A 15,416-nucleotide genomic window follows, 5' to 3' on the forward strand; every position below is an offset into this window, starting at 1 on the left:
CCGGGGTGTTTTTCTTCGAAAATAACACCCCCCATAACTTCCGGTTTCGCGGCCGGCGGGCGCTGGGCACCGGGCCCCTGCCCCACGGGGAGAGCGACAAAGTGTCGATGGTCTCCAACCAGCTGAAGGCCTACGACTTCGCCTTCATCGCCGGCCCGGCCTCCCGGGAACGCATCCTCACCGCCCTGCGGCGGTTCGATGAGTCCCATCTGGTGGAAGTGGGACGGCCGCAACTGGACTTCGCCGCCGCTGCGCCGCAAACCGAGAACGACGGCGGACGCCTCACCGTTCTGTACGCCCCCACCTGGGAAGGGGACCGCCCGGCCATGGCCTATGGCTCGTTGGCCAGCCATGGACGGGAGATTGTCGCCTCCGTCCTGGCTGATGCCCGCTACCGGCTGGTCTTCCGGCCGCACCCGCGGACCGGCAGCAGGCTCCCCTCCCACCGAACGGCCCTGAATCAGATCTCCAAAATGATCGTCTCCGCCGAAAAGGCGGAGCCAGCGGGCCACCGGGTGGACACGTCGGCCGACTTTTCAGCCGCCATGGCGGAAGCGGACCTGTGCATCTGCGATATCTCTGCCATGGCCTTGGATTGGCTTCCCAGCCGGAAGCCCCTGCTCATGACGAGGCCGTCGGACCCCGGCGCCCACATCGACGCTCAAGGCGTGGCCGCCAAGACCAGGCTCATTGACCAGTCCGAGGCGGCACGAACGCCGGCGCTGCTGGCCGAGGCCGCAGCAGCCGGCATCAGCCCCGACCAGCTGGAGCTGATCGCCCACCACTTCGGCGATACCACGCCGGGCGCGAGCACTGCGCGGTTCGTCAGCGCCGTGGGTAAGATCCTCTTGGAACAGCCGGCACCCTAAGACAGCAAGCGGTCTACCACGCGTCCGGCGGCGTTGCCGTCGTCGCGCGGTGCGTACTTGTCCACAAACTTCTTGAGCCTTAGCTCGCGTGCAGGGTCACTCGAACGACTCTCGTCTATGGCGTCGAACAGTTCTTCCTCGGTTTGTGTCACAGGCCCCGGCAGTTCGGTGTTGTAGTCCAGGTAGAAACCGCGCAGCGTGTCGCGGTAGTTTTCCAGGTCGTAGGCGTAGAAGATGATGGGCCGCTGCAGGATGGCGTAGTCGAAGAAAACGGATGAATAGTCGGTGATGAGCACGTCGCTGGCCAGGTAGAGTTCCTGAATATCGGGGAACTTGGAGACGTCGTACACGCAGTCGCGGACATCCTCCGGTATAGGCACGGCGTTGTTCACCAGCACATGCATGCGCAAGAGCAGCACTGTGTCCTGGCCAAAGCGTTCCCTAAAGGCTTCCAATTGGAACGGCAGATCAAAGCGAAAGTGTCCCATGCCTGTCGGCTGATCGTCCCGGAACGTTGGAGCGTAGAGGACCACCCGTTTTCCATCGGGAACACCAAGTTTGCGGCGGAAAGCGCTAGACCGTCGCTCGACGGCGGGGCCCAGGAGAACGTCATTGCGCGGGTACCCCAGTTCCACAATCGCCCCAGCGAAGCGGAAAGCGCTCCTGAAGACTCTGGTTGCATAGGGACTTGGTGAAAGCAGAGTCGTCCATTGCCGAACAGCTGCGTCCACATGGGCAAGGTAGTCCGGGTCCCTTCCGTGAACGGTGTCCACATCGTGGGCCATTTTCTTCAGGGGCGTTCCGTGCCAGGTCTGGATGAAGACCGCATCTTTGCGGCGCCGGACGTAATAGGGAAAATTCTGGTTGTTCACCCAGTACTTCGCCTTTGCCAGATACCAGTAGTAGCCAGGAGACAGCCGTTTCACCACGTTGGTGTAAGGGTCGGGCTCCGGCAGCTTCCCGTGGTAGACCCACACTTTGCGCCGGGTGTCCCCGCGCCGCACCAGTTCCTCGTAAATGTAGCGCGGGCTGTCCGCGTACTGTTTGCCAAGCCCTGACTCGAACACCATTAAGTCTTTGTCCATCGGGGTTTTCGAAACCAACGCGAACATCCGGCGCATCGTCGGGAAATAAAAGCGGCTGCGGCGGAACCTGTTGAACAACCGCTCGGCCAGCTCCGGGTCGATGGCTTTCTTCCACCCGGGGTCGGCGCGACGGGCTTTTGCCACTGCCTCGAAAATGCGCCTGCAGTTGTCGGTATCCTTGAACGCCAGGAATCTACGCGACTTGGCAGCGTCCTCGGGCAGCGGCGTGCAGCCGCGGGCGAGCGTGGCCTCTAGTTGGTCCAGCAATGCGGATCGGGCAAACGCAATCTGGCCCGGCAGTTCCTCGTCCAGGTCCAGATGGGATCCCCGCGGTCCCAGGAAGCGCTCACGGTCAAATTGGAAATAGTGGACCGGCTTCTCAAGGAAACTGAAGTCAAAGCCCACGCTCGAGTAGTCGGTGAGCAACACCGCGCTTTCCTTCAGCAAGTACTGGACGTCGACCTCGCCTTGGGAAACGACGCGCGCCGGTGCCCTGGCAAAGTGGTGTCGGAACTGCTGCATGTTCGGATGCAGGCAGAAGACCACCTCTGCCCGCTGCCTATCGACAAGAGCGCGCAGCCGGGGATCGTTGAGCAGCGCATCCCACTCTCGAAAGTACTCGGACTCTTCGAAGTCGTCCGGGCGATGGAGCCAGTCCCGCCAAGTAGGAAAGATCAGGATCTGGTTTCGCTGCACTGCTACATCGCCGGCGAACAAGGCGTCGAAGCGGGACAAACCGGTGACCACGACGTCCTTGGCCGGATATCCGAAGTCGCTGACGATGTACTCTTTCTCCCGCTCGGAGCTGACGAGAAACAGGTCGGTGTCGAATCCGGGAGCCTTTTTGCCGTAATTCGGGACCATCCACTTGGTACCCATCACCCCGTGCTGGAGAAATACCTTGACCCCGCCCACTGCTCTACGAAAGTGCGGTAGCCACGTTGGATAGAGGAAGTCGGGATGGTGGGAGCCAATAAACCGTTCTGCCCGCAGTGCGACGTCGAAGTGTTCCTTGGATCGGTACTCCACTACGTGGTCCAGCCCCTCCAGATTGCGAAGATCCGGTGACGACGGTTCGATGACGTAATAAGTGTCTATTTCGGGGTGCTCCCGGCGCATGTAGCGGAAGAAGTGCAACCCGGTGTCCTGGGCCTTGTACGGCCGTTCGCCCACTAGCCAGACTGGCTTTTGCTGTGCTCCGCGGCCCGGCAACTGCCTCTTGTGGGACTGCCGCAGCATGAATTCGAAGGCGTCAGTGTCCAATAATTCGATGTGGAAGGACGTGTTCTTAGCCTTAAAGGTGTAGTAGGGCGTAACCGCCAGCGTCTTGTCCCCACGCGTTTGCCAACCGGGACGGGTGAGCTTCCGGGTGACATATCGGGTGCGCCCGATGCGCGCCCGCTGCGGCTCTGTTCCGCCTGGAGTATATATAGCAAGCCACGCATCCAGGATTTCGTCGCGGGCCAGGTCCTGGCTCGAGATGGTGCCCAGATCCAAGCGGGCGCGCACCTGGTACCTGCGCAGTCCGAACTTCCGGCGAGTTGCCCTAGCGTCCAGCGAGGTATTGGCGCGCGCGGAGTAGTGAGCCGCGCTCTCTCGTCCGAACAGCTCAAGGTCGACTGCTTCAGCCTCACCGTGTCGGGTGACTAGAGTTGCCCGCAGGTCCAACGTGGCCCCGCTGACGGTGAGCCGGTGCACGTAGACGGCATTGTAGGGTTTAAGCTGCCGGTTTACAGCCAACGAGACCAGGCCACGCCGGTTGACGTACGGTTCAACCGTGAACGCCTGAGTGGTGATTCTGCGCAGGGAACCAACGTCGGTGTCAGCAAAGCGCCCGAACGAAGCCCACGCCGTCATCGTCGCGTCACGGGCCAGCGCACCATCGGCCAGCGCCGCCCGTAACTCTGCGAGGCGCATTCCTTCAGACGCTTCTCCAATGGAGGCTGGTCCGCCCTCATGAATGTTGGTGCTGAACCCGGGCAGATCTTTGGCGGAAGCCTCGAACTGAACAAACAGTCCCAGGGTTTCCCCCTCCTCGCGGGGATCAGTTGGAGAGGGCACCGCAGTCGCCAAATCGAACTGTGCGCTGTATCTCCGAAATTCGTTTCCGGACTGGTCTACTGCCTCCGACAAGTCGGCCACTTTCGTCCACACGTTGCCTGAATTCCTGCACCACAAGGACGTGGGCTCGATCCGGGCGGAGACCGTGAACCGCACGTGGAGAATACTGCCTAGCTGCTGAAGTTTTAGCGCTCGGAATTCTTCCCGCGCCGACGCACCGCCTCTGCCTGTAAGCCGACCGACGGCAGAGACGGCGTCTCGAATAATGCCGGCTCGTGATTCCATGGGGGTTCGCTCTCGAAAGTACTAGCGACGGGAAAATATGCGTTCAGGAAACTGCGGGTCAGCGAGTCCACCTTTCGCGTATCTTTGCCGGTGCTTGCAACCTCGTTGAGACAGAACACGTCCGCGTCTCTGCGCCGCAACAACCGCAGGAGCTTCGCCTGCGCAGACGGATCGTTGATGTCACAATAGCGGTAAGACAGTTCTCCGGGAACAGCTGCACCGATGGCGAAACCGTAGTAGTGAGCTAGGGACGACGTCACGGAAAGATCAGACGGATGCCTGAACCTACTCCCCTGCGTCCTGAAGAGTTCCTCCGGATGCTCCTGTTCGAGTCTGGAAAGGGTACTAACTCGCTGCGGATGGGCTGCATGTTGAAACTTGCGCTCCACGGTCCTGCCGAAGGCCGCCTCCAGCAGCGCGCGGTTGTTCTTCGCCGCGCTGTCCACGGGCAGATCGTCCACCGAACGCGGCGCGTAATCCACGGTCTGTTCGGACAGGAAGAATTTGGCCAGCCCATTGCCGTGGAAGAACAGTTCCGGGGTCACCGGCCGCCCAAAAAATACGTCGTCGTTCAGGTACAGAAAGTGTTCGCTCAGTCCGTCAATGTGGTGCAGTTGGGACTCGATAGCGTGCGAGTTGAAGGTTGGTAATGCGCTTGTGTCAGAGAAGATTTCGCGGTGATCCACAACCGTGATCCGGCTGTTGGACGTGTCCAGCCACGGGGGCGTCTGTCCCGCGGTCACCAAGTACACGTGATTGACCCAAGGGGCGAAGTAATCCAGCGACCTGAGCGAGTAGCGCAGTTCGTCGCGCGACGCGTAACGCGCTTCGTTTGCCGCAGTCTCATTCCTGCTCGTAGGATCCGTCTGGGCTAGCATCTGTGCTTTGCTGCGCTGCCACTGGGGGTCATCGCCGTCCACCCATGTGTACACCGCGTCGATCGGGAAGTCGGCAGAAGTTAACAAACCCTTCTCTGGCAGGCCCGCTTCGCGTGGAACGATCTTGATGCCCAACTGATGGTCGCCCAGTCGTCGATTTTCGTGCCCCACTGCTTCAAACACTATTGAAGACGCTGGTAGGCACCTTCCTGTAACCGGCTTGTTTTCGCCATTGGCCCGGATGTAAAACGGACGGGTACCGGCAGCAGAAGCGATGGCACCCAGGGCCGATGACCATTGGGCATCCGGGATGTCCACGACTGCTGGGACCCCCGCCTCGGAGCGCAGTACACGGTAATCGACTTTGGCCCGCGCCAAGGCATCAAGCACGACGGCCGCCGTGTCGTGCCGCAGGCTCCGCGCCGAAAAGCGGTCCACGTTTCGGATGCCCTCTGGTAAGGAAGAGGCCGAAGCGGGATGTGATCCCGGCAATCGACGATGAGTTGCCAAAAACTGGAGGATGCCTTGGGGGCCAGCGCCGCTGCCGAAGGCGCGGAATGCGGCTTCAACCACCCTTTGTGGAATGGCCGCCGCGGCGCGGCCCTTGAGTCCGAGGCGCATGGGCTCCTTTCCTGCAGCAGTGTCCGCTGCTATTCCACGGCCGCTGGTAGCGCCGCTCTCTGGCGCCCACGACTGCTTTAGCTTAGCAATGCGCGCCAAGGTGGACCTGGCAATCCATTGCGCTCGGGCGTCCGGTCCGCGAAAATGACAGCCCGGTGTAATGCACATCTTGGTGCTCTTGGAACTTCAGGGAGTTGACCATCGCGCTGGCAGCAGAGCCCGATGTCAGCACTCCGCCTATCAAGCCGGCGGCTGTGCGTCTGGACATCCAGGGGTTGCGGGCCCTAGCCGTAGCCCTTGTGGTTGTCTACCACTTATGGTCGGAAGGTTTAACCGGGGGGTTCGTCGGAGTCGATGTCTTCTTCGTCATTTCCGGCTTCCTCATCACCTCTCATTTGGTCAAACGGCCGCCGACGGGGTGGCAAGGCCTGACGGCTTTTTGGGGCCGCAGGATTCGCCGCCTATTGCCTGCCGCTTTCGTTGTCCTGGCGGCAACGGCTGTTGCGTCGAGGCTGGTAGCACCGCCTACTCAGTGGGGGGCGATCGCTAAGGAGATCATCTCCTCGTCACTCTATGTGCAGAACTGGGTGCTGGCCGGCAGTTCCGTCGACTATCTGGCGGCCGAGAACGCCCCCACTCCTACCCAGCATTTCTGGTCTTTGTCAGTCGAGGAGCAGTTCTACCTTTTCTGGCCAGTCCTCGTGTTCGCGGTCTTCTGGTTCGCGGAAAAGCGCTCGTTAGCCGCGCGGCGCCTGCTCCTGAAAGCCGTGACCGCCGTCGTGGGTCTGTCACTTTCCTTCTCCATCGCGGCTACGGCTACTGAACCGGGAAGTGCATATTTCGTCACGCCCACCCGGATGTGGGAGCTGGGCTTCGGCGGCCTGGTGGCATTGGCGGCGCCGACGTTGGCACGGCACCTGCCCAGCGTTGCGCGGGCAGCGGTAGCGTGGGTCGGGGTTGCAGCGATTGTCTGTTCCGGTGTGCTTTACTCGGAGTCGACCCCTTTCCCTGGGTATACCGCGCTCCTGCCCGTCTCGGGGACAGCACTGGTTATCCTCGCAGCTGCCGAAGGACGGCTTTCCCCCACCGGATTTCTCCGAAACCGTCCGGTTCAGTGGCTTGGGGAAGTTTCGTACTCGATATATCTGTGGCACTGGCCATTGATCGTTCTCGTGCCGTACGTCACCGGTCGCCAACTGAGCTGGCTGGACGACTTGCTGATCGTGGCTGCGACACTGGTGCTGTCGGGGCTAAGCAAGACGTTTATTGAGGATCGTTTCCGGTTCCCCTCCGCCCAAATGCGCCTTGCGCCAACTTACCGATTCGCCGCTGCGGGTATGGTGTTGCTTACGGCCGTGGGCGCTGCGCAATTAGTGGAAGCCACCCAACGCGCCTCCCAGGCGGAACAACAACTCGCTGCGGTGATGAGCAATGGCGATCCTTGTCTAGGTGCTTCCGCCATAGCCCACGGCTTTGACAAGTGCGTCCCGGCCCCCCACGCACCGGTCGTGCCCGAACCGTCGCTGGCCAAAGAGGACAAGTCTGATGCGTATGCCGACGGGTGCTGGTCGAACCAACCCTTTACCAGCCGTCCCGTCTGTACGTATGGTGACGGGCCCACCAGAGTCGCCCTCGTTGGCAACTCGCACGCCGGGCAATGGCTCCCCGCGCTGCAAGTGCTGGCTGACCGCAATGACTGGACGCTCTCGACGTTCCTTGTCTCGCGATGCAACCCCACGACGGCACCGCTCGAGTTCGATACGGAGGAGAAGACCGCCAATTGCAAAGCTTACGGAGAGTGGGTGTTGGACAAAACGTCCGGCGATGCTTTCGACCTGGTCGTAACCTCGGAACGTCAGTCCGTCCCTGTGAAAGGCGAATCCTGGGCCAGCACTGAAGAACCTGCCGTTGATGGATATCGGGACTACCTCTCCCGTTGGGCGGAGAGCGGCGCAAGAGTCCTGGTCATCAAAGATCCTCCCTTCCCCGGCAATACGATTGATTCGATTCCGGACTGCCTGGCCGAGAACCCGGGCAATCCTCAGAAATGCTCGGGAACACCTGCGGAATGGTTTTGGATGGACCCCGTCACAACGGCTGCCCTTGAACTGGACCATCAGAACGTTAAGACGTTAAACGCCGACCAATACTTCTGCGTAAACGGTATCTGCCCTGCGGTCATTGGATCAGTGGTCACCTATTTTGATGGCTCGCACATCACGGCGACCTACGCTCGAACGCTAGCCCCATACTTGGAACGCCCGTTTTTGAAGTCCCTGCAAGACTGATCAGCTCCGGAAGGCCAAGGCCAAGACTGTCTGAACGTCGCTCAGGCGCAAGCCGGGCTGGTTCACCTCACGGGCAGTGGAAACTGTCGAGTCATCCGGTGGGCCTCATCCACACAGAATTCTCGGACATGCACTGGTTTCCTTCAGGTTCCTCGCTGTCCATCTGCGGTCAGGGGTCGACCGCACTCCGTATGTGAGCCACGATCATGGCGTGCAGCGACCTTGCCCGCATTTGGGACGGGGCTGCGATGTCCCGCTAAGAGATATTGGTGGTCTGGGTGAGCAACCTTGGCGCCAAGACACTCAACTCGCCGTTGGCAGCCGATGCACCGCTAGCGTTTGCGAGTACATAGGCACAGTCCGACGCCATATTGCCGGTCGGTTCAGCAAGCACATCATTGGCCGTTACACCGGCGACCTGGGCTCGAGTTCTCACCCACGGCTGGTGGGGGTGGTTCCGCCCCTCCCAATTGACTGACAGAAAGAAGGCGGGTGAGCCAGAACGACAGAACGTTGGCCTCTGCTGCTCCAACGAGGAGGTCTAAGGCGCACCCGGTCCCACGCCGCCAGATGTCGGGAACGACGCGATCCGCTTCGGACTGCAGCAGGCGGTCCTGGGCCGTTTGCGATCAGATTACGCGAAGAAGTGAATTTGTCATTGAGCCCCGAGGCATCGGCCGACTCCTCGATGCGACGCTTCGAAATGATCGGATGGCATTCCTACGCACGGCATAGGGCGAGGGGAGCAGGAGCGGGCCCTTGCTAGACGGGTTTCCGCCGCACAGTCTGATGCCCTAGCCGGGTATGCCGCTAGGTCAGTTCCTTGACGATCTGGCTAAGGCTGTCCAGTGTTCGCTTCAGCTCCTCAACGTGGCGTTCGTCAAAGGCACTTAGAACACGCTTCATTTCGGTAGTGGAGATGCCTGACGTCCGGGGCAGGTAGACTACCTCCACCTTGTCTTCCAGGTCGTCGAACTTCCCCTTCCAGTCTTCACCTATCCCAAATACGTCAGCCCGGTACTTCTCGATGTCGTACCGCTTCTGCTCCCAGCTTTCCTCCGGAATGGCTTCGGAGACGTAGCGTATGGACCGGACTATTTCGATGCGCTGTTCGAATGGAACAACGGGCTTCTTGCCCTTGACCGCATTGAACTCGTCGGTCGAGACACCGACAATCAGCCGCTCTCCCAAGGCACTGAGCCGCTTGAGTATGTTGAGATGGCCGATATGAAACAGATCGAAGGTGCCGTACGTGAGTACTGTTTTACCCAAAGTGTTCCTTGTGTCGGTGCAGGTAGGTGTCACGCACCATTCTAGGCGTCCAGGGTGGCCACTGTTGAGCAATGAGCCTGGAAGGGTCGCCTGCTAGCATGGACTGCTGGAATCCGGTCCACAAGATCGGAGATCTCTGGCCACATCAGGCGAAGAACCGACCAAAGGAGACGTTTCTATGAGGGGAAGAGCGCGACAAGCCATAGGTTCTGCGCCGAGGAATATTGGCCCAGATCGTGTTGCAACCAGCCTGACTGTACTCCGACCCCGATAGAGACAATATGAGTTCCCTCAACACTGACACCATACGCAGGATCATCCGCAAGTCCGGAGCCACACGCACACTTCGCGAGGCACTGGGCCCAGAGGCATACCGTCACATTCGCAAGTCACTCGCTGGGGTCGCGTCTTCTGTCGGCGACAGGCGCATACCCCGGCAGCGCCTCATCGCCGAACAACGCCTCCTGCAACTGGAAGACACCTCGTTCCGCTCCGATGGAGTCGTGTGCATGCCGCTCGAATCTCGCATGCCTCTGCAGATTCGGAAGCACCATCTCGACGTAGTTTCAGGTGTTCTGTCTTCGGCCGGCGTCGACTGGTCCGTAATCAGAAACACTTCCCGAACTCGCTTCACCATCGCGGTGCAGGAGTCGGAACGAGGAAGGGTCATTGAAGCCATCAGTCTCGGACTACGTGACCAAGCTGTCTATGTGCAGGACGCCAGCGAAGTTGTCACGGACCGACGTCTACATCTTGCGGGCAGTCTGAACGAAATTTCATTGGCGCAAAGTGCCAAGGTTCTGAGTTTTGCTAGCTTCTTCGAAGACCGCAGGACAAAGTTCAGGACAGCCATGGAATATGGCTGTGATTTAGAGTTCTGGCAGCAAGACTCCCTAAATCCAGCAAATGTGCTCACGCCCCGAAGAAATTCCGCTGCACAACTCATCACGGTCAATGAGCTCCGTCCGGACACTGCGAAGATCGACGGGCACGACTACCCTACCTTTTCAATTTTCAATCAGCAGATGCTGGATGACATCCCATTTCCCATCGATGCCGTTTACACGTGGGTAGATGGTGACGATTCCGAATGGATTGAATCCAAGAGACGCCTTGAGGCGAAGCTCCGGGGCGTCCGGTATCACGAAGAAGCTAATCACGCCGCGCGGTTCCGTTCGCGGGATGAACTGAAGTACTCCTTGCGATCACTCGAGATGTACGCGCCCTGGTTCAGAAAGGTTTTCCTTGTCACCAACGGCCAGAAGCCTTCGTGGCTGAACTTGAGCCACCCCAAGCTCGAACTGGTAACACACGAAGAAATCTACGATGACAAATCATGTCTGCCCACATTCAACAGTAATTCAATTATCTCCCGCCTTCACCACATCCCGGGGTTGAGCGAGCATTACGTATACATCAATGACGATGTCTTCTTCGGTCGCCCCGTCTCCCCGGATCAGTTCTTCCTTCCTAGTGGATTAGCGAGGGTTTCCCCTTCAAACAACCGCCGGCCCTTCGGCGAACCCAGTATATTGGACGAGCCGCATATCAATTTGACACGAAACATACGCGCTCTGCTCCGGGAGGAGTTCGGCGTCACCGTGTCAAGGGCAATCAAGCACACCCCGCACCCTCAGTTGCGCAGCGTGCACTTAGAAATGGAAGAGCGCTTCGGTAAGCATTTTGAGCAGACTTGGGCGAGTCATTTTAGGCACCACGACGATATCGTGGCCGATCAGCTCTTTCACTACTATGCGCAAATTACCGGCAAAGCCGTTCCCGGGAATCTTCGGTACAACTATATCAATGTGCTCGATGCCACTTACGAAAGCGTGATTAGATCAACCTTGGAGTACAGAGACCGGGACGTGTTCTGTGTAAATGATGCCCCTGTTCCGGGAGCAGAGCCCCTGAGCGATAAACGTATATCCCACTTCTTTGAGCGATATTTTCCGGTCAAGAGCACGTTCGAAGTCTGATTACTTGCGACTGGACCCTGGGAGCTACCTGAACCAGCCTGGGTCGATGGCTTCCTTGGGCGTGGCCGAAAAGCAATCAGATACGCCTTGTTGATCAACCCAGGTGTGCGCGCAAGCACACGTTTCTCAATTAAGACTATGCAATGCGGAGTTGGCGAACAAGCGCCGCTGGACTATAAACCTCCCTGGCCAGCTAGGGGGTTTTTCGGCGCCGCCGGGTACAGGGGGAAGTCGGAAAGTTGGTTGCACGACGGCGCTCCGCTGTCGCTTCACCAGCAATAGTCGCTGGCCTCGGCTGAGCATTGGCACCACAAAGTATCGACAATGCCGCTCATTCTATCCAGAACGACCATCAGAAGGCGCAATTGACCAGGTGTCTCGGGGAACAGCGAAGACCGCATGGCATCTGCCAGCCATAGGCGTGGTTTCAGGGACTATGTGCCTTTGCCTAGGTTCATGCGGAGAGCGCCTTAGCACCCAACAGATCGTGGCAGTCACGAACGAGAGATAAGTAGCGGCAGAACACTCTTCAACAGGTCACGCTTGACCCTCTGCCTAAAGCTCTCCGTCCGGGGTGACAGCCAACACCCCGGACGGAAGAGCGAAGTTATGACTGATCGAATACGACGCTCACTGCTTCCGAAAACGGCAACTCCTGTCGAACACCGCGGATGGCATTGTATACCCGCTCGGCATTTCTTCCATCCCTATTTGGAAATGTCGATTTTCTTCTAGCGGTGTACTGAGAGGGCGCTTCTTCGGTGGCCGTTTTTACCGCCGCCACGGCATCTTCGGCGCACTCCGTTACCGGCCCGAATCCATCCCTTTCATAGTCGAAGTAACCCTGCTCAAAGATATGCCCGCCCGACAATACGCGCTTACGATCGAACTGATAGTAAACCAGAGGAACGTCGGCATATGCCGCATCGAAAGCAGTTGATGAATAGTCAGTAATCATTACTGAACTGCTAGCAAGCAGCTCACCGAACGGCATCGAATCCCAAGAGAGTATTTCGACGTGATCAGGAAGGTTCATTTCTCGAACATACTCCTGCATACTCGGGTGAGGGAGCATGGACACTCGAAGTCCCTGCTCCTTAGCCCATACTTGGAGATCAGGAGAGCAGCAGAGCTCAGACCAGGCTATGGCATACTCAGATTCTGCGAATCCCTCCAGCTTTGTCCGTCGACCATGAGCATCTGCCGGGCCGGTCAACCAATTGCGCCAAGTAGGGGCAATCAAAATTCGAGAGGGTTTTGCGTTCTTCATGGCGGCATGTAAGGCGTCATGCCTGGGGAACCCTGTCAGCTTAACTTCTTTCGGGGTGTATTTATATCGTGATTCGTCCTCAACGATCGATCGATATTCAGCCTCACTGGCCGTAACTAGCAGGTCTATCTCTTTACTGTTGAACCAGCGTGACTGATCATGGATGGTTACGCCGTGCTGGAGGAACGTGAACTTCCAGGGCATACGACCATAAAGCTTCGTGTCCAGTGGATTGGTTACAAAGTGATCAAGATGAGAAGAGATGTAGTGGTCGGCGAGCAGGAGCGCAGCTTTCCACTCTACAGAGTCATATTCCAGAAGCTGGAACCCGTCGCGTTCCAATCTCTGCCAGTCTGGTGACGACTTCTTTAGAACAAACCATGCGTTTACTGATGGTTTGTTCTGCGTTATGTATCGATAGAGGTGCTCTGCATTATCATTGGCGCGATCAACCCGGTCCATCAGAATCCATGCCCCGCGGTAACGGCGTCGGACATGCAGCCGCTTGGACACCTTGACGACGCGCTGAGCCACCCGCACCTCAAGTGCCGGCCTGTTCTCGAATCTCTTCAGAGCGCCTTGGATGGTCGCAACGACCTTCCGCAGACCTTCTCGGACACCGCTTTCCCTTGGCAATCCGGCCGCGTTCACAGCACGACCCCGCGCAGTAACATCAATTCCCAGAAGCGCCTTGCTCACCGTGTAGGGGCGAAGGACGTAGCGCGGGCGACGCTCCCGGCCTAACTCCAAAGGCACAGCTACACCGTCGAGGGTGACGGAAAATGTCCCGGTGGAGGGGATCCAAAGGTAACGGCGACTGAACAGCTTTCGGCCCAAAAAACTGACTGCTTGCGACTTCTTGTACTTCGGCTCGACGTGGAGTCCCTTAACACGAACCTCCTCAGTCGGAGCCTTGCCCGAGTACTTGTAAGTTAGTAGCGTTAGTTTTTGGTCTTTGTCTATTCTTTCGACAAATACGCGATCGGGGCGAGAGCTCTGCCGCTTATAACCAAGCAGGAGTGCGTCTCGTAGTTCGAGATCAGTTCCCATAATCTCGAATGCGTGAACAGCTACTTCGGAGATGCCCGCCATTATTTCCGAGATTAGAGCATGAAATTGCTCCAATACCGAATCGCTCAGTTGCTTAGACGGCGAACCTGAACGACGATCACCTCTGAAATACCACAGGATGTCGTAGAGCAGGAGTAGTTGCAACCACATAGGAGTTTCCCGCTCTGCTTCGTTCACTTTCCGCAGAAGATCCAAGTGCCCGAAACGCAGAACATCTGTGTACTTCTCAGGTTTGAGATTTCCGGTTTGGACAGAGGAGTCGCCTGTTGCACGCTTGCGGTAGATGTAATGAGCCGACGCTACATACCCAATAGTAGGCTTTGTTTGCAGGAGGAGATAGGACGCAACAAAATGCGCATCCTCAAAACTGAAGCGCAACGCCTCCTCGAAACGCAAACGATCGCGTTCGAGGCGCTCCCGCTTCATAACGGCGGTGGGTCCATGCATGTGGAAAAAATCGGGCGACCTATGCAGGTCTACCGTCCGGTTGCCATCTCGAAACCGGCGCTTAAGAGGATGCGTGTCCGCAATTATCCCCTTAGCCTCATCGTTCGTGATTAAATGAGTGGCATACATCGATGCCACCTGCTCTTTATCGGCGACAATCGCAGCATTGAGCACTTGGAAATAGTCTGGGGCCAAGTAATCGTCCGGATCACAGAACGTCACCCACTCACCGGTTGCATACTCGAGTCCCATGTTGCGGGCCGAGGCCTGCCCGCCGTTCTCCTTGGATAAGACAACGACTTGACAGCGCGTTTCGCTCTTCCACCGTCGGATGATGTCCAAAGACTCATCCGGCGATCCGTCGTCCACAAGGATTACTTCCAGACGCTCTCTAGCAAACGTCTGTGCGTCAAGCGATTGAAGGTACTCAGGTAGATAGGGGGCAACGTTATAGATAGCAGATATGATCGAGAAGCGCGCTCCCGTTGGCTGGGTTCGCCCTAAGGCATTCACTTCTTGAGAATTCAAGTTCAGGCTCCGTTGTATTTATGGGATGAGCTACAAACCAGTGGCTCGAGAGGTGGCCTGTAGCGACTTGCAATTGTGCGAATTTGAGAACTAAGCGAAAACTGTTATCGCGTTATCTGTTCTCGAACGCAAAAATTGAGTATTCACGCGTTAGCGCCGAGCCGTGCCGGCGATCGTTGTGGCAGATGTCGAGAGTTTTCGGCGGATCCGCCGCAGATAGTCCTTCCACGACGTGGCGCGTCGACTCTCAACTCGAGGCGACCATCCAGGCATTCGGTCCTGCATTGTACGTGTCCAGGCTGTTCCCGATCGAACGACTTTGGCGGGATTTCCGGCCAGCACGACGTTCGGAGGGAACGCACCACTTACAATTGCCCCAGCACCGACGACCGAGTCGTCACCGATGGTCGCGCCTTTGAGAATCATTGTGGACAGACTCAACCACACACGATTGCCAATCGTGACGTCGCGTCCTCGGTTGATGCGTGCCCCAGAACCAAGGTCGAAGATGGCGTGATAGTCAGAGTTGTATATGGTCGTGTTCGCGAACAGGCATCCAGAACCGATGCTAATCGTACCTGCTTCGACGGATCTAATCTTGACGCCTTCATTGCAGATAAGACCATCACCAATTCGAACCGCTGCCCCGGGTTCAACAATAATTCTGCCGCGGATCACGCATTTATCGCCAATCGATAAACTGGAGCCCTCCTTTACCGTTATAAGCGCGTCTACGAGGTCGTTACCCTCTCCGCACTCAAA

The 15,416-nt window shown here is 58.0% G+C and carries 7 protein-coding genes; 3 read left to right on the plus strand and 4 right to left on the minus strand.

Annotated elements, in window-relative coordinates:
* Positions 1–869, plus strand: an 869-nt coding sequence (locus tag AC5RVZ_RS31810) for a CDP-glycerol glycerophosphotransferase family protein (RefSeq protein ID WP_494069594.1), incomplete at its 5' end; no start/stop codon positions are given.
* On the opposite strand, the gene AC5RVZ_RS31815 is transcribed toward AC5RVZ_RS31810, so the two are convergent.
* The gene (locus tag AC5RVZ_RS31815; protein ID WP_494069595.1) at positions 866–4,171 is read right to left on the minus strand and encodes a CDP-glycerol glycerophosphotransferase family protein; all 3,306 of its coding nucleotides are present in this window, start codon (positions 4,169–4,171) and stop codon (positions 866–868) included. The two genes, AC5RVZ_RS31810 and AC5RVZ_RS31815, sit on opposite strands and share 4 nt — an antisense overlap.
* Before the next feature lie 29 nt (positions 4,172–4,200).
* Positions 4,201–5,799, minus strand: coding sequence for a stealth conserved region 3 domain-containing protein (locus AC5RVZ_RS31820; RefSeq protein ID WP_494069596.1), 1,599 nt, complete (start codon positions 5,797–5,799; stop codon positions 4,201–4,203).
* Positions 5,800–5,993: 194 nt separating this feature from the next.
* On the opposite strand from AC5RVZ_RS31820, the gene AC5RVZ_RS31825 reads away from it, so the two are divergent.
* The gene (locus AC5RVZ_RS31825) at positions 5,994–8,087 is read left to right on the plus strand and encodes an acyltransferase family protein (RefSeq protein ID WP_494069597.1); all 2,094 of its coding nucleotides are present in this window, start codon (positions 5,994–5,996) and stop codon (positions 8,085–8,087) included.
* An 810-nt stretch (positions 8,088–8,897) separates the two neighbouring features.
* Here the strand turns inward: AC5RVZ_RS31825 and AC5RVZ_RS31830 are convergent.
* Positions 8,898–9,359 (minus strand): FAD synthase family protein, encoded by a 462-nt coding sequence (locus AC5RVZ_RS31830; protein WP_494069598.1) that lies wholly within the window; start codon positions 9,357–9,359, stop codon positions 8,898–8,900.
* Between the two features lie 281 nt (positions 9,360–9,640).
* On the opposite strand from AC5RVZ_RS31830, the gene AC5RVZ_RS31835 reads away from it, so the two are divergent.
* Positions 9,641–11,338, plus strand: coding sequence for a stealth family protein (locus AC5RVZ_RS31835; RefSeq protein ID WP_494069599.1), 1,698 nt, complete (start codon positions 9,641–9,643; stop codon positions 11,336–11,338).
* A gap of 607 nt (positions 11,339–11,945) precedes the next feature.
* On the opposite strand, the gene AC5RVZ_RS31840 is transcribed toward AC5RVZ_RS31835, so the two are convergent.
* Complete coding sequence (locus tag AC5RVZ_RS31840; protein ID WP_494069600.1) at positions 11,946–14,654, minus strand: CDP-glycerol:glycerophosphate glycerophosphotransferase; 2,709 nt, start codon at positions 14,652–14,654, stop codon at positions 11,946–11,948.
* Positions 14,655–15,416: the final 762 nt, after the last annotated feature.

Source organism: Arthrobacter sp. Cza30, from assembly GCF_059090765.1.